The sequence below is a fragment of the Aeromonas sp. MR16 genome, assembly GCF_022549315.1.
Classification (GTDB): domain Bacteria; phylum Pseudomonadota; class Gammaproteobacteria; order Enterobacterales; family Aeromonadaceae; genus Aeromonas; species Aeromonas aquatica.
Genome location: NZ_JAKZFK010000045.1, coordinates 1 through 25,684, shown reverse-complemented (window position 1 = coordinate 25,684; position 25,684 = coordinate 1). Strand labels below are relative to the sequence as shown.

Sequence of the window (25,684 nt, the reverse complement as noted above, 5' to 3'; positions counted from 1 at the left end):
CCAGGGATGCGGCTTCGAGTTTGAATTCGGCAGTAAATGAGCGACGTAATCTTGTCATTGAACACCTCTGATCTTGGTGGCGACTGTACCACCTAAAATGGTGTCCGGGATGATTAGACCACTACACTGGAACAACATGGCTAACATAGATAAAGAACGCGCCCAAAGGGTGTCGGGCACGTTATAGGCTTAACTTGACCGCCGATGATAAGGGCAGGTTGAAATCAGACAAGGAGAGGTGTCGTCATGGCAAAGGAACTGTCAGCGCTCCGCAAACAATGGCAAATAACGAAAACCCGCTGGCAAGTCACTTGGTTCTGGCGTGTATTTGGCATCAACGCCATGCAAAAAAAGTGGACCAAGCTGCTGGTGTGGGTAGCAATAGTTACAGGCGTCAGCAGCCTGTATTTATACGTTTACTTTTTTAATCCGGTGCTACCGTTGTCACAGTTGACGAAACGCGAAGGGATACTTGTCCATATTTCTCAACCCTTACGTACAGCGCATAAGTCTGCGTTCCAGATTCTGACTGACTCGGGAGAGGAGCTGACCTATCGAGCAGATCTATATAACAAAGCCGCATTTCATGCAGTAAAAGGCAAGCGGGTAACAGTCTGGAGTCAGACTTATTACAGCCTTTGGTGGCCATTTTATTGTGAGCGAGCAAGGGAAGTTCAACAAGGTGATCAGCTCTTGATGAACTATTTGGATTTATACAAAAACACTTTGCACTTTCGTCCACGTTTTGAATGGCTGGCCAAGCACTTGATGATCCTAGCAGCGCTCTCTCTGACCATTGTGACTTTATCTTGCTATAAATATCATCGGAGACAAGAAAATGGCGTCACCACAGAAATTATTTTGTATGAAAATAACTCAACCGTAATGAGCTGGCTTGGCGCAGTAGTCAGCATTACTTGTACCATATTTTCATTGCTACTGATTGCTGGCGCACTAGCCTCTTCGAAACCGATTCTTGGCATCTGGGGTTGGCTGCTGCTATGGCTTATTTTTCTGCTGACGGCTATGTTCTCTACAATATTTATCTACTCAATCCCGAGAAGCAAATATAAGGTCATCTGGAGTAAAAACGAACGTATTTTAAAAAAGATAGGGAAAAATGTAAACCAAGAGATATGTTCAAAAACCTCCCCCATCAGATTGCGCGCAATGAAAATAAATACAGGGAAGACATATATTGAAATGCTGGTGGCGATGGATGATCACGGTGAGATGACGATTGCATCGTCAGGTTATAATGGAAATATTGAAAGGCTGATTGAAACGATATTATTGGCGACTAATGGCGCTTGTATTAAAGAAGAAGGCTAGCTCGCAGGTTCGAATAGCGAAGCGCATTCGGACAATCGCAAATAACCCAACCACGAAATAAGCAAGGATCGGGGAATCCCCTTGGGGAGCCCTTTTCGGCCACATGGTGGCCCTGTCTGGCTCGCCGGAGTCACTTTTATTGGTTTTCCACTGATGACCCAATATTTGCTTATAGTGGCTATCGCCAGATCACAAGCGCCTGTTGCGGCCCTATTACGGGCCGCAGGGCCCTTGCCATATACTCTCCCGCTTCTACGACACGCCGAGGAGGCGTTGATATGCACTCACAGACTCACACTTTCATCATCAATGGCAGCCCACTGCCCTTCCTGCAGGCAGGCTCCGGCGAGCCGCTGCTGCTGATCCATGGCGCACTGGCCAACTATACCCTCTGGCTCGAGCATATCGAGCAGCTCTCACACTACTACACCGTATATGCACCCACCCTGCGCCACTTTGGTGAGGCGGGCAAAGAGGGGCCCTTCGGTCTTGAGACCCACGCCAGCGATCTGTTGGCGCTCCTAGCACAGCTGGCCTGCGGGCCTGTCCATCTGGTCGGCTGGTCTTATGGCGCGGACGTGGCCCTGACCGCCGCCTTGCAGGGGCCGGAACAATTCCAAAGCCTCTATCTGGTGGAGCCGGGCTGCCCGGGGGCGCTGGATGAGCGGGCCATGGCGGCCTTTATGGGCGATGCCGGTGCCATGTTCGGCCCTGTGTTTAGTCAGGTTGGGGAAGGCTTGCTGCAAGAAGCCGTGGCGACCCTGATCGATGGCTCGGGTGGTCACGCAGGCTATTTTGCAGCGCAGCCCCTCAAATGGCAGCAGGCCCAGCTGGCGGAGGCAAGCAGCCTGCCCAGGCAGTTGAGCCAGAACGAGCAGCCGGATTGGTCGCCAGCGCGTCTTGCCACACTCAACCTGCCCACCTGCATAGTGCAGGGTGCGGATACCAGGGCGCTGTTTGCACTGGTGGGCGAGGCGCTGGGCCGGGCCATTCCCGCCTGCGAGAGCCTGCTAGTGCCGGATGTCGGCCACCTCTACCCCATCGAGCAGCCCGCCCTCTTCGTGCAGCACCTGCTGTGCTGGCTCCCCCATGGGGATTCATTCCCGCCTGCCACTGTCCTATAGTGAGCCCTACTCGAACAACCTTTGCGAGCAGCAAGATGTATATCGGCGAATTTGCCCGGCTGGCGGGCACCACTCCCAAGGCAATCCGTCTCTACGAGCAGCTCGGGCTACTGCCCGAGCCCAGGCGGCGCGGCAAGTATCGCGTCTACCGGGCCGAAGATCTGGAGTGGGTCGGCTTTATTCGTCAGGCCCAGCAGCTCGGCTGCAAGCTGAGCGAGCTTGTCCCCTTGCTGGCGGGCCTCACCAGTCTGGCGCAGTTTCCCTGGCAGAAGGTGGAGCAGCTTGTGGTGGGCAAGCTGGCACAGATCGCGGCCGAGGTGGCCAGGCTGCAGCACCAGCACCAGGCCCTAACCCAGTGCGCCGCGCTGCTGGCGCAGCACCCCTGCCGCTATGGCGCCCCCGGCCAGAGCGAGCCGCTCCCACAGGCTGAGCAAGGGCTTGCAGGACGGGCGCACAAGGTGGCTTGACTCTGTCCCATGGGACAAGGGGTCTAATGGGGGCTCACTTCAAGGAGCCACGCCATGACACCCAAGCTGCTTATCATCAACGGCAACCCCAAACCCGACAGCCTCTGCCATGCCCTGGCCAGGGAGTATGCCCGCAGCGCCGAGGAGGGCGGCGCAGAAGTCACCCTGCATCACGTGGGGGGGCTCGCCTTCGAGCCGGATCTGCACCATGGCTATGACGAGGCGCAGCCCCTCGAGCCCGATCTGCTGGCATTGCAGCAGAGTCTGAAGCAGGCCCACCATCTGGTGATCGTCGCCCCCCTCTGGTGGGGCCACCTGCCGGCCCGGCTCAAGGGGTTGCTGGACAGGGTACTGCTCTCGGGGTTCGCCTTTCGCTATCAGAAGGGCAAGGCCCTTCCCGAGCGCCTGCTCGCCGGCAAGACGGCGCGCCTGCTGCTCACCATGGACAGCCCGCTCTGGTACTACCGCTGGTGGCTGGGCTCCCCCGTCGAGCGCACCCTCGAGAAGCCCGTGCTGGGGCTCTGTGGCATCAAGCTGACCCATCGCCAGCATCTGGGGCCTGTCCATACCTCCAGCGAGCGGGAGCGACAGCGCTGGCTGGGCCGTGCCGAGGCTGCGGCTCGCCAGGATGTGCAGCGGCTGGCGCGCCGACTCGCATAAGCGCAGACGAAGGCCACTGCAGCCAGCCTGCCGTGGGCCCTGATGACGGCTGTTGTCGGCAGAGGTGTCCAGAGAGACGGGCAAGGGAGCCTGGGGTGAAAAAGTCCTCGGCGGCCCGGCGCCCTTGTGCTCTAGTAAGTGGGAATCCCCTCTTGCTGGAGCCTTTTCGATGAACAAGATGTTGCTTGGCACCCTCGCCTTGATGCCGCTGCTGGCCAGTGCCGCTACCCCTTCCTTTGACTGTGCCAAGGCCCACAGCGCGGCCGAGCAGCTTGTCTGCCAGGACGCCGGGCTGGCTGCGCTGGATAACGAACTCGCCGCCCTCTATCCCAAGGCGCTGGCTAATCTGTCGGCCGAGCAGCAGAAGACGGAGAAGGCGATGCAGCGCGGCTGGATCAAGGGCCGCAACGAGTGCTGGAAAGAGAGCGACTCGCGCCAATGCGTAGAGGAGAGCTACCAGCTGCGCATCACAGAGTTGCAGATAAAGGGGGGCCAGCTGATGGTGCCAAGCCCGGTCGACTACCAGTGCGACGGCGAGATCCGGCTCTCGACCTACTTCTATAACGAGGCCAAGCGGCCCGCCGCCGTGATCAACCTGAGCGAGGGGGCGCAGCAGTCGCAGGTGCTCGCCTTTGAGGCCCCCAGCGCCAGCGGTGCCCGTTATGAGGGGCAGAATCTCACGCTACTGACCAAGGGGAACGAAGCCAGGCTGGAGCGCTATGACCAACCCACCCGGCAGTGCCGGGTCAGCGGCCAATAAACCCGCGCCACCATGAAAAAGCCCCGCAATGCGGGGCTTTGTTTATTCAGCGTGCGTGATTTATCTCACCATGACCGGCTCAGCCGAGACAGGGGGAGTCTGGAACTCACGCTCTGCCTCGTCGAAGCGATCCAGCATGGCCTTGGAGGGCGCCTTGTCCAGCAGGCTGAACACCACTATGGCCAGGGTGGCGAAGACGAAGCCCGGGATGATTTCATACAGACCCAGCCAACCGAACTGCTTCCAGACGATGACGGTCAGGGCACCGGCCAGCATGCCGGCCAGGGCGCCGTTGCGGGTCATCCGCGACCAGAGCACGGAGAGCAGCACCACGGGACCGAAGGCGGCACCGAAGCCGGCCCAGGCGTAGCTCACCAGCCCCAGCACCCGGTTCTCCGGGTTCACGGCCACGGCGATGGCGATAAGCGAAATCACCAGCACCATGGCGCGGCCGACCCACACCAGCTCTTTCTGGGAGGCATTCTTGCGCAGGAAGGGCTTGTAGAGATCTTCAGTGATGGCGCTGGAGCAGACCAGCAACTGACAGCTCAGAGTACTCATCACGGCCGCCAGTATGGCGGAGAGCAGCACGCCGGCGATCCAGGGGTTGAACAGTATCTTGGAGAGCTCGATGAAGACGCGCTCCGGGTTGGCGGTGACGCCGGCGGCCTGCTCGGTGAAGGTGGAGAAGTAAGAGAGGCCGAAGAAGCCGATGGCAACGGCGCCGCCCAGGCAGAACACCATCCAGGTCATGCTGATGCGACGGGCGCTGGCCATGGAGTGGTGGGAGTCCGCCGCCATGAAGCGCGCCAGTATGTGGGGCTGACCGAAGTAGCCCAGGCCCCAGGCCATCAGGGAGATGATGGCGATGAAGTCCAGGTTCTTGAACATGTCGAGGTTGCTGGCATTCTGCGCCGCCACCTGCACCATGGCGGTGTCGATGCCGCCGACGGCGATGATGACGAACACCGGGGTCAGGATCAGGGCGAAGATCATCAGGGTGGCCTGCACCGTATCGGTCCAGCTCACCGCGAGGAAGCCGCCGAAGAAGGTGTAGCTGATGGTGGCCGCGGCACCGACCCAGAGGGCGGTGTCATAGCTCATGCCGAAGGTGCTCTCGAACAGGCGGGCACCGGCCACCACGCCGGAGGCGCAGTAGATGGTGAAGAACAGCAGGATCACCAGGGCGGAGAGGATGCGCAGCACCCGGCTCTTGTCCTCAAAGCGGTAGGTGAAGTAGTCCGGCAGGGTCAGGGCGTTGCGGTTCTTCTCGGTGTGAACCCGCAGCCGACCGGCCACCCAGCGCCAGTTGAAGTAGGCACCTATGGTGAGGCCGATGGCGATCCAGCTCTCGGAGATGCCGCCGATGAAGACGGCGCCAGGCAGGCCCATCAGCAGCCAGCCGCTCATGTCGGAGGCCCCGGCGGAGAGGGCGGTGACCCAGCTCCCCATGCGGCGGCCGCCGAGAATGTAATCGTCAAAGTTGCGGGTGGCGCGATAGGCGACGAAGCCGATCAGAACCATACCCAGGATATACACCAGGAAGGTGATGAGCATTGGGGTGCTAGCTGTCATTCAAAACTCCGTTATGTGACTGTGTACCCGTTCTGACGACGGGTTCATCCTTAAAAAACCGCCCTAGAGTAATCAGCAGATCCCATAAGCTCAACTGTTTTTAACAAATAAAAAACACAATGAAACCGTTTGCTAACTAATTAAGTAACTACTCAGGGATGAATTAGCCGGATATTATGCCATTGCAGCAACGACTTATCCCGCCGTCTCTGGTCCGATGACATAAAAAAGCCCCGGCCTAGGGCCGGGGCTGTCACATAAGAAAAGGCCAGGATCAGCGATTGATGGCGATCGGCATGCCGCTGCGTTGTTCCAGCGCCTGCTTGATCAGTTGGGAGTCGCTGTCCGCATGGGCGATGAAGCGGGTCACCGCCGGGGAGATGGGCAGCGGGGCCGGCAGGCTGGAGTTGAACTCCTCCTGGCTGCGGGACAGGGGCTGGTGCACTTCCAGGTAGCGGTTGCCATCCGGCTCGACCGAAGCCTTGATCGGCTGGTTCACGAACTGAACGCGGGTACCGACCGGCACCTGCTTGAACAGATACTCGATGTCGTCGTTACGCAGTCGCACGCAGCCGTGGCTCACCCGCAGGCCGATGCCGAACTGGGCATTGGTGCCATGGATGGCGTACATCTTGCCGATATAGAGCGCGAACAGTCCCATGGGGTTGTCCGGGCCGGCCGGCCAGACTGCCGGCAGAGGCTCGCCACGGGCGGCATACTCTGCGTGCATCTTGGCGGTCGGGGTCCAGGTCGGGCCCGCCTTCTTGCGCTGCACGCTGGTCACCCAGTTTTCCGGGGTGTCGGTACCGAGCTGGCCGATGCCGATGGGCAGCACTTCCACCACGTTCTTGCCCTTGGGGTAGTAGTAGAGGCGCATCTCGGCCACGTTCAGCACAATGCCTTCGCGGGGGGCATCCGGCAGGATCAGCTGGTGCGGCACGATGAGCTTCTCACCGGCCTGCAGCAGCAGAGGATCCGCCTTGGGGTTGGCCTCCAGCATGTTGGTCAATCCCAGCTGGAACTTGGCGGCGACGGCCTCCAGCGGCTGGCCAGCCTCTTCTGCCGGTACCACGTATTCCAGATTCTCGCCCACCAGCCGGCTGTTGGCTTCGGGCAGGGCATATTCGATGGCAAACGCAGGGGCAGCCAGGATGAGACTGCAGCACAGTGCAGCCGCAGTGTTGTGGAGGAGCTTCATAACTTTCCTGTGATGAATGGGGTGATTCAAGGCTCTGTACCCACCAGGGCGCGCGCTGCGCGCTGGCGAAGAGAAGGCGGCCATTTTTCTCCTCTACGGGTAAAAATTCAACCAACAAATGGGGCGACAGGGACAAGGATATTAAGCCCTGACCTATCGCCGCAGGCCTTAGCCGTTGCTGACCGTCTCTCTTTGCCAGGCGCGCATGTCATAACCGGTTGGAGATTGATGCAACCGCAGATGAAATTGCCCAATAATGGCAAATATGTGGTCGAAAATATCGGCCTGGATCCCCTCGTAGTCGGCCCAGGCGGTGGTCGCGGTGAAGCAGTAGATCTCCAGCGGTATCCCCTCGCTGGTCGGTGCCAGCTGGCGCACCATCAGCGTCATGTCCTTGCGAATGCTGGGATTGGCCCGCAAGTAGGCATCCAGATAGGCGCGCAGGGTCCCCAGGTTGGTGAGGTGGCGACCGTTGATGGGGCAGCTGATCGCATCGCTGAGCTGCTGGTTGTAGCTGCTCAGCTCCTGCTCCTTGCGGCTGAGATAGGGGGCCAGCAATTTGGCCTGCTTGAGTGTCAGCTGCTCGTCTGCCGTCAGGAAGCGCACGCTGGTCATGTCGATGTTGACGCTGCGCTTGATGCGGCGGCCACCGGATTCGGTCATGCCCTGCCAATTCTTGAAGGAGTCGGAGATCAGTGCATAGGTGGGGATGGTGGTGATGGTCTTATCCCAGTTCGACACCTTGACCGTGGTGAGGCCTATGTCGATCACCTCGCCGTCGGCGCCGTACTTGTCCATCTGCAGCCAGTCACCGACGCTCAGCATGCGGTTGGCGGAGAGCTGGATCCCCGCCACCAGGCCGAGGATGGGATCCTTGAACACCAACATCAGCACCGCTGTCATGGCCCCCAGGCCGCTGAACAGGAACAGCGGTGACTTGCCGAACAGCAGGGCGATCATCAGGATGCCCACCAGGATGCTGCCCACCAGTTTCACTCCCTGGAAGATGCCGCGCAGGGGCATATCCCGCCACAAACGGGTGTGACGGCTCAGGGCGAGCAGGCAATCGAGCAGGGCAAACAGCGCGAGCAGCAGGAACAGCAGGATCCAGAGCTGGGCCAGCATCTCGATCAACAGCAGGCTGTCGGATTTGCGCGGCAGCCAGAGCTCGGCCTGACCGAGCAACACGGCCCCCTGCAGCACGAAGGCGAGCCGGTAGAACAGCCGCTGTTGCAGCTGGGGCGGCAGCCACATCTGCTTGGTCTTGCCGAGCAGCCCCACCAGACGCACCAGCAGCACCCGGTGCAGTACCAGGTGTAGCACCAGCGAGGTGAGGACGATGAAGCCCAGGGCGATCACCAGCGCCATCAGGCTGCTGACCTCGACCCCCATGCCGTTCAGCCAGTGAAAAAAGCTCTCTTTCATCCCTACCTCCGCTACGTGAAACTGCCGTCAGGGTACGTATCTGGTCCGTCATGTCAAATGACAGACCCGCAATCTGCATCAGAAACGACAACGCCCGGCAGGGCCGGGCGTTGTATCAGAGCGCTGGCGTTAGCCCACCAGGCTCAGGGCATCGCGGGCGATGACCAGCTCTTCGTTGGTCGGCATCACCAGCGCCAGGCGGCTGTCGGCCGTGGTGATGGGGCCTTCGCCACCCAGCACGGCGGCGTTGTTCGCCTCTTTGTCGACCTTGAAGCCGAACAGGGCCAGCCGCGCCAGCACCATCTCGCGCACCATGGCGGCGTTTTCACCGATACCACCGGTGAACACCAGGGCGTCGAGGCGACCGTCCATGGCGGCGGCATAGGCGCCGACGTACTTGGCCACCCGGTAGGTGAAGACATCCAGCGCCCGCTTGGCACCGGCGTCGGTCGCATAGTGGGTGGTGACATAGCGGCAGTCGCTGCTCACCTCGGTCATGCCCAGCAGGCCGGACTCGCGGGTGAGGCAGTGGTTGATCTCGTCCACGCTGTAACCGAGCTGGTCGTGCATGAAGAAGACCACGGCAGGATCGATGTCGCCACTGCGGGTACCCATCGCCAGCCCTTCCAGCGGGGTCAGCCCCATGGAGGTGTCGACGGACTCGCCGTTACGGATGGCACAGACGGAGGCACCGTTGCCCAGGTGGCAGTTGATGATGTTGAGCTCAGATAGCGGCTTGCCGAGTGCCTTCGCGGCCTCTTCGGCGATGAAACGGTGGGAGGTGCCGTGGGCGCCGTAGCGACGGATGCCGTGCTCCTCATAGAGCTTGTAAGGCAGCGCGTAGAGGTAGGCCTCTTGCGGCAGGGTCTGGTGGAAGGCGGTGTCGAACACGGCGACGTTCTTCTCGGCCAGGGCCGGGAACACCTTCAGGGCGGCGCGGATGCCGATGAGGTGAGCCGGGTTGTGCAGGGGCGCGAACGGGATGGCGGCTTCGATGCCAGCGATCACGCCATCATCGATGCGAACCGAGCGGGAGAACTGCTCGCCACCGTGCACGATGCGGTGACCTATGGCCACGAGCTGCTCGGCGAGGGTAGGATCCTGGGGCAGGATCTGACCCACTATGTGGTCGAGGGCTGCCTGGTGAGCGGCGCCCGCCCCCAGCATGGCTTCACCCTTGACCCCATGGAGTTTCCATTTGATACGGGCATCATCCAGATTGAAGCATTCGGCCAGACCGGACAGCATGTCCTCACCGGTTTGTGCGTCCATCACGGCAAATTTCAGGGAAGAGCTACCGCAGTTAAGGATCAATACCAACTTGCTCATGTTCTACATCTTCCTGTGCTTCGGCTTTATGCCGACAGTGTCGTGTCATCCAGCATGGATGGGATTCCCCTGTCGGGGGCTTATGGTCGCAGGAAAGTGCGCCCAATTTTTCAATACGGTCGGTGCCGGCCTCATGGGCGCGCTGCGCACTCGTCAAATCGTCAATTCGGGACTGGCCCGTTCATCCGAACCGGCCTCGTCCTGGGCGGGAGCCAGCGCCCCCGCGCCGCTGGCTAGCGTTCGGCCAGCAGCTCTTTGTGGACCTTGACCACCAATTTCTTCACCTTGGCGGGGGTGGTCAGGGTACAGAGAGGCCGATGCAGTTCTCCCGGCCAGAAGATGGCGAAGTCGCCGGGCTGCAACGCCAGATAACTGGTCTGTTCGTCTGCGACGAACCAGAGATCGGGATGGGGGTGATCGGCACCGTCGTTCCGGTAGGCATGGGGCCCCACGCCGATCCACTCCTCACCACGCAGCAGCAGCTGAATATCCAGGTACTGCTCATGAAACTCCCCACGGCGATCCGCCGCAGGCTCGGTCAGCTCTTCACTCACCAGACAGAACAGCTTGAGGCCATCGACCTCGGTCTTGCCGAGCGGGGCGTCGCGCCAGTGGGCCACGTCCTTCACCACCTCTGCCATGATGCGGGCCAATGGCGCGGGCAAGGGGGTGCGTTGCAAGGTGTCCAGACTGCCGGTGATCATGAGATGCGCATCCTTAGGTGTATTCGCTGTCTATCTTTGTCTGCCAATGAAAAAGGACCCGTCAAAGGTCCTTGTCTAGCGCCGTCTGCCATCCATGCAGACTGAAGAAGAGCATAGGTCATCTCGTCGGCGCCGGGTCACTGTTGCACAGTTGCCCGCTTCTTGCCAAGAGATACCCGCTCACTCACCAGATGATCGTACCAGCTGAAACAATATTATTCACTACCCTATTGCCACCAACTTTGACCAGACGCAAAAACGGGAGCATCTGCTCCCGTTTTTTTCTCTCAACCGGTTTCATTCAAACCTTGTTGGCGTTCTCCACCGGCTTGGCATACATGCTTCGCCAGATGGCCTTGTGCTCTGCTGGCACTTCTGACTGGCGGGTCAGGAAGGCGGTCTGCTCGATGGTGCTGGCCTTACCTGGCACATCCGCGGCGAGATAATTGCCGGGGAAGAGGCGATAGCTGCTCCAGATGGCCTTGTCGATCAGGGCGGCAAGCTCGTCCGGATCGCTGAAGCCCTCGGTGATGGGGGCGCCGAAGGAGACGTGTACCCGCCCCTTCTGGCCGACGATGCCGGCGACTATGCTCTCGATATCCTCGAACTCGCCCTTCTCGTAGCTGCCGTTGACCGACTTCTCGTACAGCTCGCGCGCCTTGGCCTTGTCGGTGGGATCCACTTCGTAGCTGATGCTGACCGGCACTATGTTAAGGCTGCGCATGTAATCGACGAACGGGATCTTCTGCTTCTTGCCGTCCACGTAGAACATCTTGAGGATGGCCGGATCCGTCTTGTCGTCACCGTTCTTGGCGCGCCCTTCCTTCTGGGCGATCCAGATGGAATGGCCTTCGTGCACCGACTGGCCAATATAGGCCGACAGCTCGCCGAGCACCTTCATCATCTCCCGCGGCCCCTTGGCGGAGCGCTTGACGATGAAGCTCTTGTTGAGCTTCATCAGCTCGGTGGCGCACGGCTTGCGCAGCAGGTTGTCGCCGATGGCGATGCGCACCGTATCGAAACCGTGGGTGTGCAGCCCCCAGTTGACGAAGGCGGGATCCATGGCGATGTCTCTGTGATTGGAGACAAACAGATAGCCCTGCTCTTTCTTCAGGTGCTCGAGGCCGGAGAAGGTCACACCCTGGGTGGAGGTGGCGATCATCCGGCTCATGTAGCGGGTCACCCCCAGTTGCACCTGACGCACGGTAGTGACCTTGGACCACTTGTGGCGCAGGAACTGGCGGATCAGCGGGCGAATGGCCCAGCCCAGCCAGCTCATCAGGGAGCCGAAACGGTATTTAGCGATGGCGCCGATAAACTCATCATCCTGGATCAGCCGCTCGATGGCTGCCGGCACTTCGTCATCGCGATAGGGGCGAATGTCCGCGAATCTATCTACTTCTGTCACAATGTCAGCCTTGCAAGTATGGGGTCGCGGCCAGCAGTTGCTGACCGGGAAAATTCAGGGCGCAATTTTACACGCTTTTGGGATCAGGGGTATGAGATGCGCACCTATAGTGCAATCTTATCGCGAAAAAGCCGCCCCAATCACATCTGGTGTGACCAGATGAGCCCACCACTCAATCCTGGACAGCAGGATTGATGAGCGCGGTGAGGATGTGATCCTCCCAGCGGCCGTTGATCATCAGATAATCCCGGGCCCGGCCCTCCCGCTCGAAGCCGAGCCGCTCCAGCAAGGCCCCGCTGCGCAGGTTTGCCGGCATATAGCTCGCCATGATGCGGTGCAGGCCACGTTCGCGAAACAGATATTCGATACCGGCAGCCACCACCTCTTGCATCAATCCCTGCCCCTGGTGCGTCTTGTCGACCGCATACCCCAAATGGCACGCCTTGAACATGCCCATCACTATGTGGGTGAAGTTGCAGGTGGCGAGCACCCGTTCGCCCTGTGGATCGAGCGCCACCAGTTGCACGGCGCTGCCGTCGAAAAACTGGCTGTAGCCGTCGCGCAGACGATCGTGCCAATGGTTCAGGGTATAGAAGCTCTCGTCGCGCCTGGGCTCCCAGGGGCTGAGGTGATCCCGATTGCGCAGGTAGAAATCCAGCATCAGGCCAGCCCTGTCCGGTGGCAACACAGTCAGCCGGGTGCGGGCCGTGGCGATATGGGGCAGTACCATCAGTGATCCCTTTTCTGTAGCCAGTCGTCTCGCCGAATCGGAGTGCGGGCCGTGGTGAGGTGCGGTAATACCATCAGTGATCCCTCAGCCGCAGCCATTCATCCCGCAGCAGGCCGTAGTGGACCTGATCCACCACCCTGTCCGCCAGTCGCTCCGCCCGCCGGGTGATCCCCTCCTGCTGCATGCCGAGCCGCTCACACACCGCCCTGCTGCCGTCGTTCTCCAGCGCCGCGCTGATCTCCACCTTCTCCATGCCCATCTCCTCGAAGGCATGGTGGATCAGCGCCTGACAGGCGCGGGTGATGATACCGTTGCCCTGCCATCGCTCGGCCAGCCAGTAGCCGATGCTGACCTTGGCGAGTGCCTGATCGATCTGGTTGTAACCGATGACACCGACCACCTCCCCCTGATACTCGATGGCGGTGGTCAAGCCCTCGCCCCGAGCAAACTTCTCGATGGCATGGCGGATGAAGCTGGCGCTGTCCGCCGGCTGCTGGATGTAGGGCACCCAGGGCAGCCACTGGGTCAGGTAGTCGCGATTGCGCTGACACAGGCCAAAGAGTTCGCTGGCCATGTCGGGCTGCAGGAACAACAGCGCCAGCTCGTCATCCAGTTGCCATGAAAACATGCGTCCTTCTCCTCTTTGCTCGGCATGGGCCATCATGAGAGCCAATGTAGTCAATCAACCCCTTGTCTGCCAAGGCATTTTTGTATCCAACTCCCGCTGGCAACCCCCATATGGAGGAACCCATTTGGGAATCATTTTGAGCATTTACTCATTCTCGTGCCGCTCTGGTATAAAACACCAAAAATCACAAACAAGGCAGTGATTCAAGGTGGTAACAGTCGAACCTGCTACCGCCTTATGCTGCCCTGTCACATATAACAGGCAGCAATTTCTTTCCCGATCACTAGTGTAGGAACGCCGGGCAACGAACCCGGATCCTGATCTTCATCGACTTAAGGAAAGACGAGATGAACAAAGTGTATTTGGCCGTGGTACTGGCCTGCTGGGGAAGCGCCGCCATGGCGGCAGAACAGGTGGAAGTAAATCAGGCAGGAGGGCTGGCGGGGCTCTTGGGCGCGCCGAGCGCCGGTATCAGCACCTTGGCCGGGGATGGCGAGTTTCGCCAGGTACGGGTCGTCAAGCTGCCCAACGGCCAGCAGCGGGTTCGCTATGAGCAGACCTGGCAAGGGATCCCGGTCTGGGGTCAGGTGGTGGTGGCGGAGCAATCTCCCGCGGGTCAGGTGAATCAGGTCTCCGGCCGGGTACTGCGCCAGATCGGCGCCGACGTCGCCAGCCCCACGGCAGCGCTCTCCCCTGCCGATGCCGCCCTCAAGGCGCGCGCCGGTGCCAAAGGCAGCAACGAGCAGGTCAAGCTGTTCGTGATACAGGACGACGCCGGTCAGGCCCGCCTGGTCTATCTGGTCTCCTGGCTCGCGACAAGCGATCAGCCGAGCCGCCCCTTCGTGATGGTCGATGCCCAGAGCGGCACCGAGATCAAGCGCTGGGAGGGGATCAACCACCAGGATGCCACCGGTCCTGGCGGCAACCTCAAGACCGGCAAGTATTTCTACGGCGCGGACTTCGGCCCGCTGCAGGTGGATGACAACTGCCGCATGATCAGCGCGAACGTGGACACCATCAACCTCAACCACGCCACCTCGGGCGGGGCCGTGCACCAGTTCACCTGCCCGGAGAACACGGTCAAGGAGATCAACGGCGCCTACTCGCCGCTCAACGACGCCCACTTCTTCGGCAACGTGGTGTTTGACATGTACCGCAACTGGTACAACACGGCGCCGCTGAGTTTCAAGCTCAAGATGCGGGTGCACTACGGCAGCAACTACGAGAACGCCTTCTGGGACGGCAGCCAGATGACCTTCGGTGACGGTGCCACCACCTTCTATCCGCTGGTGAGCCTGGACGTGGCCGCCCACGAGGTGAGCCATGGCTTCACCGAGCAAAACTCGGGGCTGGTCTACTCCGGCCAGTCCGGCGGCATCAACGAGGCCTTCTCCGACATGGCGGGGGAAGCGGCCGAGAACTACATGAAGGGCAGCAACGACTGGCTGGTGGGGGCCCAGATCTTCAAGGGCAACGGCTCGCTGCGCTACTTCGAGGATCCGACCCGGGATGGCAGCTCCATCGGCCATGCCAGCGATTACTATGATGGCATCGACGTGCACCACAGCTCCGGTGTCTACAACCGCGCCTTCTACCTGCTGGCCAACACCAGCGGCTGGAACACCCGCAAGGCGTTCGAGGTGTTCGTGCTGGCCAACCGCCTCTATTGGGGTGCCAACACCACCTACGATCAGGGCGCCTGCGGCGTGACCAAGGCGACCGCAGATCTGGGTTACAGCCTGCCCGATGTGACCGCCGCCTTCACCGCGGTCGGCGTCAACGCCTCCTGCGGCGGCACGCCCCCTCAACCCGGCAACGTGCTGCAAAACGGCGTACCGGTGACAGGGCTCTCCGCCGCCAAGGGGGGCAAGCTGAACTTCACCATCGATGTGCCCGCCGGCAAGAGCAAGCTGGTGATCGCCAGCAGTGGCGGCAGCGGGGATGCGGATCTCTACGTGAAGTTCGGCGCCGTGCCGACCGGCACCAGCTATGACTGCCGTTCCTACAAGAGCGGCAATGCCGAGACCTGCACCCTGAACTCCCCCAAGGCAGGCACCTGGCACGTCCAGCTCAGCGCCTTCAGCGCCTTCTCTGGCCTGACCCTCAAAGCCGGCTACTGATAAGGTCTTGAGCGGAGATAACCTCAAGCGCCGGACTTGTCCGGCGCTTTTTCATGCCCGGCGGTTTATGCTCAGCGGCCCGCCCAGCGCTTGGCCAGGGTCCTGGCCGCCTCCAGCACCCGCTCCTTCTCCCGGTTCGGCCGCTTGCCGCTGCGCCAGGCCATCATCACGTCCCAGTGATCCGGCGGCAAGTCCACCACGTCCAGCTGCACCAACCGGCCAAACTCCAGATCCCGGCTGATGGCGAGCGCCGGCATCAGGGTGATGAAGCCATGCTCCAACGCCAGCTCCCGCGCCGCACTGGCGGGCTGGATGGCATGCAGCGGGCTCGCCACCTGGCGCAGCAGCCGCAGTTGCAGGATCAGCTCGTCACAGCCGGTGCCCCACTGCTGGGGAGCCAGCCGCTCGTTGGCGATGTCCTGCAGGGTCAATCCGCGCCTACCCGCAAGCGGGTGGGCGGCACTGGCCACCGCGATGATGGGGGAGCGATAGAGCAGCTCAAGCTGGATGCCCGAGATGGCAGGGCATTTCAAGATGAAGCCGACGTCGGTCTCCCCGGTCAGCAGCTCCTGCATGATGATGCCGGAGTGATCCGTGTTGCAGCGGATCTCGAACGCCTCGTCCACCAGAGCCAGCAGCAGCGGCCCGAAGACGACAGTGGTCAGGGAGGGCAGACAGGCGAGCCGGATCCGTGGCAGGGCGGGGGCGCCCTGCATCGCCAGCCGGCCCCCCTCCAGCGCACTCAGAGCCGCACTCGCGGCGGGCAGGAACTGCTCGCAGGCCGGGGTGGGGGTGGCGCCACGGCGATGACGAAGAAACAGGGGTTGCCCCAGCTCCTGCTCCAGCACGGCGATCCGCTGGCTGACCATGGGTTGGGACCAGCCGCGAATGGCGGCCACCTTGCTGAAGCTGCCACGGTTGGCCACATCCAGCAGCAATTGCAGATCATCGAGGGTCATAGCCATAACGGAATCCAATATGAAATATAGCCAGTTGTCGGCTACCACTATATCTGGCCCCCTCCCAGAATAGCAGTATCAATTGTCATGAGATTGGCATAGCGCCGCCGAGTCAGGGACTTATCTCCGTCCTTGGCTCTGTTTGGTGACGCCGCCGTTCGGGCAATGAACACACACATAGATAAAGTCATCGATGCAAGCAGGGGTTTGAGGGTCATGGTGGAGCGGGCGAGGCGGTTGGGGCGGTGGTTCTTGGCATTGGATTCCCTCTTGGTGATCCTGGGATTTTTCGTGGTCATGCCCATGATAAGCCTGCGATTCGTGGATCAACTCGGCTGGGCTGCCGGGGTGGTCGGACTGGCGCTGGGCCTGCGCCAGCTGACCCAGCAGGGACTGGGGGTCTTCGGTGGCTCGCTCGCCGATAAATTCGGCGCCCGCCCGCTCATCGTCTGCGGCATGTTGCTGCGGGCATTGGGTTTCGCCAGCCTGGCCTACGCCCAGAGCGGGCTGGAACTCATCCTCTCCTGCATCATCTCGGGGCTCGGCGGCTGCCTGTTCGACCCTCCCCGCGCCGCCCTGGTGATCAAGTTCACCCGTCCGCGTGAGCGGGGCCGCTACATCTCCCTGCTGATGATGCTGGAGAGCGCCGGTGCCGTGGTGGGCGCCCTGCTCGGCAGCTGGCTGCTCAACTTCGATTTCGAGTATGTCTGCCTGCTGGGGGCCGCCCTGTTCGTCTGCGCCGCCCTGTGCAACCTGCTGATCCTGCCCCCCTACAAGCTCTCGGTGCGGCCGACCCCGATCCGGGCCGGCCTCGGTCAGGTGCTGGCGGACAAGGCCTTCTGCCGACTGGTGCTGATCCTGAGCGGCTACTACGCACTCTGGGTACAGGTGATGCTGATCTTCCCCATCCTGGTCAAGCAGATGGCGGGCAGCACCACGGCGGTGGGCTGGATGTATACCCTGGAGACGGCCATCTCGCTGGCCCTGCTCTACCCGCTGGCCCGCTACGGCGAGCGCCACTTCAAGCTGGAGAGCCGGCTGATGGCGGGGGTGCTGCTGATGACCGCCGGCATCGGACTGGTGGCCTTTGCCACCACCCTGCCCGCCGTCTTCATGCTGCTGGCCTGCTTCTATCTCGGCATCGTCATCGCCGAGCCTGCGCGGGAGACGCTGATGACCAAGCTGGCGCAACCGGGTGCCCGTGGCAGCTACATGGGGTTCAGCCGGCTGGGACTGGCGCTGGGCGGCATGACGGGTTATGTCGGCGGCGGCGCCCTGCACGACTACGCCAATGCCCAGGGACAACCCTGGCTGCCCTGGCTGGTGCTGGGCACCGTCGGGGTCGTCACCCTGCTGCTGCTGGTGAACTGCTTCCAGCGCGATTCGCGTCTGTCTCACGTCAATGCCTGACCCCGGCCGGGGAATCCCCCCGGTCTGCTGAGCCCTCTCCAACAGGGCGCCCGATCCCCGGATCCGGCGCCCTGTTTTTTATGGCTCTCGTCAGCGGCCAAGCCCCCCTCCTTCCCCCTGATACTGCAAACGCCCTCGGCGATATAGGCGTCAGACGCCCATAAAAAAAGCGGCAGATTGCTCTGCCGCTTTTTGCTCACCCTGGCGTCAGGTTACTTGTCGATACTCAGCATGTTGTTCTGCAACATGAAGTCGATGACCTGGTTGGCCGTGGAACCCGCGCCGCCGGTCAGGGTATCGAAGGTATGGTGCATCAGCACTATCTCCTGAGTCACCGGTGCCGTGCTGCTCTCCTTGACCTGCAGATGCACCCCTTCGTTGTCCTGGAAGACCGAGAGCAGGCTCTTCAACGCGCTCTCCGTCTTGCTGCCATCGCTGTCCAGCAGATCCTTCAGATCCAGCTTGTCCCCCTCCGCCTTGGAGAAGTCGACGACATAGTCCTTGCTGAGCGTGCCAGCGACAGTGTCTCCCTTCTGCCAGACGAAGGTGTCGGCTCCCCCATCCCCCTTCAGGATGTCGTTGCCAAGACCCCCGGTCAGGATGTCGTTGCCCAGCCCACCGCTCAGTACGTCGTTGCCGGCACCGCCAGAGAGGATGTCGTTGCCGGTGCCACCATAGAGGGTGTCATTGCCGGCCTCGCCAAACAGGGTGTCGTTGCCACTGCCACCGAACAGGATGTCGTTGCCGGCGCCGCCGTACAGGAAGTCGTCCCCCCCCTGACCAAACAGGATGTCATTGCCATCCCCACCGAGCAGCACATCGGCCTTGTCGTTGTTGGCAGACTGATCGAAATCGGCGGCATGCTCCTGGATATAGCGGTGCACGTCCGCATCCAGCACGTCGCGGCCCAGCTGAGCCGCCACATAGCTCTTGACCGCCGCATAGCCTTCCCCGGCAATACCGGCGAAGTGCAGCGCATCGCCGAACAGGATGTCATCGCCCGCCCCGCCGTCGATCCGGTCTGCCCCCGGCAAGTTGTTGACCGAGGTACCCAGGATGGCATTGGCCAGATCGTTGGCAGACACGTTGGACTGCACGATCTGGTCGCTATCAAACTGTTTCAGGGTATCGATAGAGACGCTGCTGCCAATACCTATGGCCTGCAGGGTGACATTGTTGATGGTCAGGAGCGGCAACACTGCCAGTGCATTTTGCAGCGCCCAGTAATTGCTGTCATAGGCAGTAGAGATCTCGAAGGTGCCATCCCCTTGTGCCTTCAAGGTTCCGATGGGGGTCGAGCTCCACTTGTTGTTATTACCATTCTGTGACCACTTCTGAACATTGCCGTTGGCATCGATCAGCATCCTGCTGGAACCACCTATGTTGGCGTAGAAGGCTTCTCCCTTGACGTAGTTGTTGACGTTGACAAACGAATCGAGGCGTTCGTTGGTCTTCGTGTTCACGACCGGGTTGGTGTCTTCATAGTCGTAATAGGTGTTTGGGGCCCCATCGGTGATGAAGTAGGCCAAGTTCTTCGCATTGGTGTTGTTCTTGGCGGTGTCACTGTTGAACCAGTTGGAGGTCGTCTTGAGGGCATCCTCATAGTTGGTCGCACCACCGTTCCAATAACTACCGTCCATACCATTGATGATCGCCTGCAAGTTGCTCAAGGCATTAGGATCCTTCAGATCCACAGTGATCGACTTGTTGGCCTGAGTATCAAAGTCCACCAGGAAGATATTAACCTTGCCGGCCCCCTCAGTTCCCGCGCTGGCCTTGAGGGTAGCGAACACCTGTGCCAGCTGGAGCTTGATGGTGTCCATGGCGCTGGTGCCGATACTGCCGGAGCTATCGACCATGAAGGCGATGTTGTAGTTCTGGCCCGGCAACACCACGCTGCCATCCAGATCCCCTACCACTATGTTGTGCTCGCTGCCGTAGGTCCGGTTCTGGTCGCCCGGCTCCCCTTCGGTGGCATTGAAGTAACTCAGGCGGATGCTGTCATCGTCGGTGGCGGAGCTGGTCTGATCGGTCCCCACCTCCTTGGCGATGGCCTCGACCTTGAGGTCCACCTGGCCGGCGCTGCCGCCCGGTACGCGCAGGGTCAGCCCGGTCAGCTTCATATCCAGCGCGCTTGCGCTCCACAGGCCGCTGCCGGCAGCAAGGGTGATCTTGCCATCGGCCCCAGCGGTGCCCAGCAACAAGCTGCCGCTATAGAGCTGGGAGTTCTGCGGCATGCCGCTCAGCACCAGGCTGTCGAACTGCTCGCTGCCATCCCTATCGCTCAGTGAGGCGTTCAGTTCCACCGGATAATCGACCACGGTCGGCTGCACCAGGGTCAGACCGCCCGTATCCTGATTGATCTGGTAGATGCCGTCGGCGAACTGGACATACTCGATGTCGTGCAGCGCCTTGGTCGTGGCCGCGCCGTTCTCCGTCACATAGAAGTTGAACCAGCGATCATTGGTCGAATAACCGCTGCCCTTCTGGATCACGTAGTCGGCACGGTTGCCGGTCAGCACGGCAACGTCTGTGCCCACACCACCATAGAGGCCGTCATTGCCGAGGCCTGACACCAGGATGTCGTTGCCGTCACCGCCGTAGAGGGAGTCCCCCTGGATGGAGTTGCTGCCCACCAGTACGTCATTGCCCTGGCCGCCGGTGAAGTTATCGCCGCCGCCCTTCTGGCTCACTATGTAGTCGTTGCCGCTGGTGCCGGTGATTGCATCCTGACCGCTGGTCGTGTCCGTCAGATTGCTGGTGATCCCGAAGGCCGTCTTGTTGAAGTTGCCGGACTGGAACTGGCTGGTGGTGATGCCTGCGCTCGGGAAGCTCTGGCTGTAGAGTGGTATGCCATTGCCGGACAGGATCACGTTGACCGTCGGCTTGTCGGCCACCGCCGCCACGTCGAGCACCAGCTTGCCGCTGTTGCTGAGGTTGGCGCCGTCGCTGATCTGGTAGCCGAAGCTGGCGTAGTCGCCCTTCATATTGCCGGTGACGGCACCGTTGCCGTTGCTGGCGTTGGTGCTCGACTCGTTCAGGCCGGGTACGAAGCGCAGGTGACCGGTGTCAACATCGGCGTAGGAGATAAGATCCCCCACCTTCACGGCGACCCACTGACCGGCCGCGTTGAGGTATTCCAGCTTGCCGTTGAGGGGCAAGGTACCGATCTGCACGCTCAGATCGGTTACCGCCTGATCGTCGCTGGCACCGAACTGGGCCCACTTCAGCACCTGCGGCTGATCTTCCAGCCCTGCGCTGTAGCCACCCGTCGCGGTCGGCGCACGATCGTTGTCCACTATGGTACCGGTGCCGGTCTGACCACCTATGGTCACCGACAGGGTCTCATTCGCCTCGACCAGACGATCGTCCACCGTCGGAATGGTCACGGTGAAGCCGGATACCCCGGCCGGCACCGTGATCTTGCCGGTCGCGCTGTTATAGGTCACCCCGTTGCTGAACTGGGCTGTTCCCCAGTCCAGGCTGGAGGCCGGGTTGGTACCGCTGCCTCTGATGGCGAAGTCGTACTCGGTCGCTTCCTGAGTCGCGTCGGACAGGGTCACACCGTGGCTCAGACTGCCGCCTTCAGTCACGCTCCCGCTGGATATCCCCTCCACAGTCGGGGTGAACAGCGGCTTGGTAGCAAAGGCCCCCTGGCTGGAGTCGCCGTCCCCATCCACCACCTTGATCTGGAAGTCGATGTCCCCGTCGCCCAGCGGCTTGGACATATTCTGATACTGGAAGAACTCCCACTTGCCGGTGGCCGGGGTGAACTCCAGACGGAACACCAGAGAGCCATCGCTGGCCTTGCCGACCAGGGTATTGGCCGACTCCATCGAGGTGGTGATCAGCTTGCCGGTGGCCGTGGTCAACGCAGTCTCGGACGAGCCGAGCAGCTGCATATAGCCTTTGCCATCCGCACCCCACTGCGGGGTGACGGTGCCCGAACCGTAGGCGATGGCCTGCGCCGTGCTGGTACCGAGGAACTCGATGCTCTTCACGGTGAAGTCGCTGTTGTCGGAAGTGTTGGTGTTACCGTTGTTGGTGGCCTTGATCACCATGGTGTCGAAGCCGCCCTGCTGCACCTGGAAGTTGCCGGCATAGTCACCGCCCGCAGCGTTTGAGCTGAAGGTCTGGGTACCGATCAGCACGCCACCGCGATAAAACTCGACCACACCGCTCTCCAGCTCGCCACCGAACATCTGGCTGAACTTGATGTTGGCGCCATAGGCGACCTTGCCCGCATCCAGCTTGATGATCAGCTGTTCGGAGGCCGAGGTACCATTGGCGAAGTGGCGGAAATCGATCTCGTTGGCGATGTTGTGGTAAGGGGCAGCCACGCTGGATACCCCCAGCCCGGAGCTGGAACCATTAACATTCGCCGCGATCAGCGTCGAGTCGGTGGCCGACTTGAAGCCCTGGGCCGTGATGGTAAAGCCGGCCATGCCGAGCGTCGTCTGGTTGCCGCTGTATTTGGTCAGATCGAACAGCCCGGTCAGCGCATTCGGAATATCTGTCTTGGTGACGGACACCGCCGCCGCATCTCCCGCAATCGGGGAATCATCCTCGACCGAGATGGGCAGGCTGCCAGTGGTGGTGGTCTTGCCATCCGATACTGTCACGCCGATCTGGAAGTTGAGCACGTCCTCACTCCCCTTGACCGGGTGGTCAAGCGGAGCCTTGAGGGTCACGTCGTAGCCCCAATCCCCCTTGCCGCCTGCCGGCGCAGTCAGCTTGACGTCGATGACGGCCTTGTAGTCCGCACTGCCTACCGTGCCGGTATAACCGGTCAACACCTTGGTGGCGGCATTCCAGCTCCACTGCACCGCAGTACCGCCGGAAGTCAGACCGGTCGGCCCACTCAGGCTGATGGTCAGGCTGTCCTGGCTATCCAGGTCGCCGACCGTGATCTTGCCGCTGGCAGCCACGCTGTCCGTTGTGTCGCTGCTGCCTGCCGTATCGGCAATACCGCCGACAAGGCCCTCTTCAGATACCACGGCCCCCTTGTCGATGCTCAGTGTCGGCGCATCGTTGGTGCCGGTGATGGTGATGGTCAGCGTGCTGGTCTGGCTCACGGTGCCGTCGGTCGCGGTGTAGGTGAACACCACCCCGGCAGTCTGGCCGGCCGCCAGTTTCTGCGCATCCGCCCCGTTGGCGTTGAAGCTATAGCTGCCGTCGGCACGGATGGTCAGGGTGCCGTAGCTGTTGGTCAGCACGGTATCACCACTGGCATTGACTGCACTGGCCGTCCCGCTGGTGCCGCTCAGGATGCCGGTCACCTTCAGGGTGTTGCCATCCATATCGCTGTCGTTGGCCAGCACCCCGTTGGCCGCATTCACTGTCAGGATGGCGTCTTCGTTCACCGCCCCCAGATCGGCCTGCAGCACAGGTGCATCATTGGTACCGGTGATGGTGATGGTCAGCGTGCTGGTCTGGCTCACGGTGCCGTCGGTCGCGGTGTAGGTGAACACCACCCCGGCAGTCTGGCCGGCCGCCAGTTTCTGCGCATCCGCCCCGTTGGCGTTGAAGCTATAGCTGCCGTCGGCACGGATGGTCAGGGTGCCGTAGCTGTTGGTCAGCACGGTATCACCACTGGCATTGACTGCACTGGCCGTCCCGCTGGTGCCGCTCAGGATGCCGGTCACCTTCAGGGCGTTGCCGTCCACATCGCTGTCATTGGACAGTACCCCGTTGGCTGCAGTCCTGGTCAGGATGGCGTCTTCGTTGACCGCCCCCACATCAGCCTGCAGCACAGGTGCATCATTGGTGCCGGTGATGGTGATGGTCAGGGTGCTGGTCTGGCTCACGGTGCCGTCGGTCGCGGTGTAGGTGAACACCACCCCGGCAGTCTGGCCGGCCGCCAGTTTCTGCGCATCCGCCCCGTTGGCGTTGAAGCTGTAGCTGCCGTCGGCACGGATGGTCAGGGTGCCGTAGCTGTTGGTCAGCACGGTGTCGCCACTGGCATTTACCGCACTGGCCGTCCCGCTGGTGCCGCTCAGGATGCCGGTCACCTTCAGGGCGTTGCCGTCCACATCGCTGTCATTGGACAGCACCCCGTTGGCCGCGGTCACCGTCAGGATGGCGTCTTCGTTGACTGCCCCCAGATCGGCCTGCAGCACAGGTGCATCATTGGTGCCGGTGATAGTGATGGTCAGCGTGCTGGTCTGGCTCACGGTGCCGTCGGTCGCGGTGTAGGTGAACACCACCCCGGCAGTCTGGCCGGCCGCCAGTTTCTGCGCATCCGCCCCGTTGGCGTTGAAGCTGTAGCTGCCGTCGGCACGGATGGTCAGGGTGCCGTAGCTGTTGATCAGCACGGTGTCGCCACTGGCATTGACCGCACTGGCCGTCCCGCTGGTGCCGCTCAGGATGCCGGTCACCTTCAGGGCGTTGCCGTCCACATCGCTGTCATTGGACAGCACCCCGTTGGCCGCATTCACCGTCAGGATGGCGTCTTCGTTGACTGCCCCCAGATCGGCCTGCAGCACAGGTGCATCATTGGTGCCGGTGATGGTGATGGTGACCGTGGTGGTCGAGCCATCACTCAAGCTGACGGTGAACTGCTCGACATGCTGCTGGCCCTTGGCCAGGGCATCGACGGTGGCGTTGTCCGCCAGCACGAAGCTCCACTTGCCATCGGCACCCACCTTGAAGCTGCCGTAATCACGGCTCTCGTTGCCCGCCACAAAGGTCAGGCCCGGGTTGTCCGCATCGCTCGCGGTCAGGGTGCCGGTCACCGGGGTCAGATCCCCCTCGGTGGCCGCGCCGCTGTCGGCGGAGATGACCGGCAGATCGTCGGTGCCGGTGATGGTGATGGTGACCGTGGTGGTCGAGCCATCACTCAGGCTGACGGTGAACTGCTCGATGTGCTCTTGCCCCTTGGCCAGGGCATCGACGGTGGCGTTGTTCGCCAGCACGAAGCTCCACTTGCCATCGGCACCCACCTGGAAGCTGCCGTAGGCACGGCTCTCGTTGCCCGCCACGAAGGTCAGGCCCGGGTTGTCCGCATCGCTCGCGGTCAGGGTGCCGGTCACCGGGGTCAGATCCCCCTCGGTGGCCGCACCGGTGTCGGCGGAGATGACCGGCAGGTCGTCGGTACCGGTGATGGTGATGGTGACCGTGGTGGTCGAGCCATCGCTCAGGCTGACGGTGAACTGCTCGACATGCTGTTGCCCCTTGGCCAGGGCATCGACGGTGGCGTTGTTCGCCAGCACGAAGCTCCACTTGCCGCTGGCATCCACCGCGAACTGGCCGTAGGCGTTGTGCTGGTTACCGGCCACAAAGGCCAGGTCCGGGTTGTCAGCATCGCTCGCGGTCAGGGTGCCGGTCACCGGGGTTTGATCTCCCTCGGTGGCCGCGCCGGTGTCGGCGGAGATGACCGGCAGGTCATCGGTGCCGGTGATGGTGATGGTGACCGTGGTGGTCGAGCCATCACTCAGGCTGACGGTGAACTGCTCGATGTGCTCTTGCCCCTTGGCCAGGGCATCGACGGTGGCGTTGTCCGCCAGCACGAAGCTCCACTTGCCATCGGCACCCACCGCGAAGCGGCCGTAATCACGGCTCTCGTTGCCCGCCACAAAGGTCAGGCCCGGGTTGTCGGCATCGCTTGCGGTCAGGGTGCCGGTCACCGGGGTTTGATCTCCCTCGGTGGCCGCGCCGCTGTCGGCGGAGATGACCGGCAGATCGTCGGTGCCGGTGATGGTGATGGTGACCGTGGTGGTCGAGCCATCGCTCAGGCTGACGGTGAACTGCTCGACATGCTGTTGGCCCTTGGCCAGGGCATCGACGGTGGCGTTGTCCGCCAGCACGAAGCTCCACTTGCCATCGGCACCCACCGCGAAGCGGCCGTAATCACGGC

17 protein-coding genes are annotated in these 25,684 nt (G+C 61.6%); 7 read left to right on the top strand and 10 right to left on the bottom strand.

What is annotated here, in order from left to right; all coding sequences use genetic code 11:
• Window positions 1-246 precede the first annotated feature (246 nt).
• From MM194_RS20605 to MM194_RS20585, 5 genes are all read left to right on the top strand, one after another.
• Entirely contained in the window at window positions 247-1,332 is a 1,086-nt protein-coding gene (locus MM194_RS20605; RefSeq protein WP_241344783.1) for a hypothetical protein, read from the top strand.
• A gap of 278 nt (window positions 1,333-1,610) precedes the next feature.
• Window positions 1,611-2,456, top strand: a complete 846-nt coding sequence (locus tag MM194_RS20600) for an alpha/beta hydrolase (protein WP_241344781.1) — start codon at window positions 1,611-1,613, stop codon at window positions 2,454-2,456.
• Window positions 2,457-2,491: 35 nt separating this feature from the next.
• Window positions 2,492-2,923, top strand: coding sequence for a MerR family transcriptional regulator (locus MM194_RS20595; protein WP_241344779.1), 432 nt, complete (start codon window positions 2,492-2,494; stop codon window positions 2,921-2,923).
• A gap of 54 nt (window positions 2,924-2,977) precedes the next feature.
• On the top strand, window positions 2,978-3,583 hold the full coding sequence (locus MM194_RS20590; RefSeq protein ID WP_241344777.1) for an NAD(P)H-dependent oxidoreductase: 606 nt from the start codon (window positions 2,978-2,980) through the stop codon (window positions 3,581-3,583).
• 169 nt (window positions 3,584-3,752) lie between these two features.
• Window positions 3,753-4,343 (top strand): MliC family protein, encoded by a 591-nt coding sequence (locus MM194_RS20585; RefSeq protein ID WP_241344775.1) that lies wholly within the window; start codon window positions 3,753-3,755, stop codon window positions 4,341-4,343.
• Window positions 4,344-4,403: 60 nt separating this feature from the next.
• On the opposite strand, the gene putP is transcribed toward MM194_RS20585, so the two are convergent.
• From putP to MM194_RS20545, 8 genes are all read right to left on the bottom strand, one after another.
• Window positions 4,404-5,918: a sodium/proline symporter PutP gene (putP, locus tag MM194_RS20580; RefSeq protein ID WP_241344773.1), complete on the bottom strand. Its 1,515-nt coding sequence runs from the start codon at window positions 5,916-5,918 to the stop codon at window positions 4,404-4,406.
• 274 nt (window positions 5,919-6,192) lie between these two features.
• A complete protein-coding gene (locus tag MM194_RS20575) occupies window positions 6,193-7,116 on the bottom strand; it encodes a L,D-transpeptidase family protein (protein WP_241344771.1) in 924 nt (307 codons plus the stop codon).
• 168 nt (window positions 7,117-7,284) lie between these two features.
• Window positions 7,285-8,541: a mechanosensitive ion channel domain-containing protein gene (locus tag MM194_RS20570; protein WP_241344769.1), complete on the bottom strand. Its 1,257-nt coding sequence runs from the start codon at window positions 8,539-8,541 to the stop codon at window positions 7,285-7,287.
• A 129-nt stretch (window positions 8,542-8,670) separates the two neighbouring features.
• Entirely contained in the window at window positions 8,671-9,870 is a 1,200-nt protein-coding gene (locus tag MM194_RS20565; protein WP_241344767.1) for an acetate kinase, read from the bottom strand.
• Window positions 9,871-10,103: 233 nt separating this feature from the next.
• Entirely contained in the window at window positions 10,104-10,574 is a 471-nt protein-coding gene (locus tag MM194_RS20560; RefSeq protein WP_033131424.1) for a YhcH/YjgK/YiaL family protein, read from the bottom strand.
• Window positions 10,575-10,875: 301 nt separating this feature from the next.
• Complete coding sequence (locus MM194_RS20555) at window positions 10,876-11,982, bottom strand: 1-acyl-sn-glycerol-3-phosphate acyltransferase (protein ID WP_033131425.1); 1,107 nt, start codon at window positions 11,980-11,982, stop codon at window positions 10,876-10,878.
• A 172-nt stretch (window positions 11,983-12,154) separates the two neighbouring features.
• The gene (locus tag MM194_RS20550) at window positions 12,155-12,712 is read right to left on the bottom strand and encodes a GNAT family N-acetyltransferase (protein WP_241344766.1); all 558 of its coding nucleotides are present in this window, start codon (window positions 12,710-12,712) and stop codon (window positions 12,155-12,157) included.
• 73 nt (window positions 12,713-12,785) lie between these two features.
• Window positions 12,786-13,340, bottom strand: a complete 555-nt coding sequence (locus MM194_RS20545) for a GNAT family protein (protein ID WP_033131427.1) — start codon at window positions 13,338-13,340, stop codon at window positions 12,786-12,788.
• Window positions 13,341-13,687: 347 nt separating this feature from the next.
• Between MM194_RS20545 and MM194_RS20540 the strand changes: the two genes are divergently transcribed.
• Window positions 13,688-15,460 carry a M4 family metallopeptidase gene (locus MM194_RS20540; protein ID WP_241344765.1) on the top strand — a complete coding sequence of 591 codons (1,773 nt, stop codon included), beginning with the start codon at window positions 13,688-13,690 and terminating at the stop codon, window positions 15,458-15,460.
• 71 nt (window positions 15,461-15,531) lie between these two features.
• Here MM194_RS20540 and MM194_RS20535 read toward each other — a convergent pair whose 3' ends face one another.
• A complete protein-coding gene (locus MM194_RS20535) occupies window positions 15,532-16,425 on the bottom strand; it encodes a LysR family transcriptional regulator (protein WP_033131429.1) in 894 nt (297 codons plus the stop codon).
• A gap of 210 nt (window positions 16,426-16,635) precedes the next feature.
• Here MM194_RS20535 and mdtH point away from each other — a divergent pair, with 210 nt between their 5' ends.
• Window positions 16,636-17,829 (top strand): multidrug efflux MFS transporter MdtH, encoded by a 1,194-nt coding sequence (mdtH, locus tag MM194_RS20530; protein WP_033131430.1) that lies wholly within the window; start codon window positions 16,636-16,638, stop codon window positions 17,827-17,829.
• Between the two features lie 212 nt (window positions 17,830-18,041).
• Here the strand turns inward: mdtH and MM194_RS20525 are convergent.
• Window positions 18,042-25,684: VCBS domain-containing protein (locus tag MM194_RS20525; protein WP_277605171.1), on the bottom strand; the 7,643-nt coding region annotated here is incomplete at its 5' end.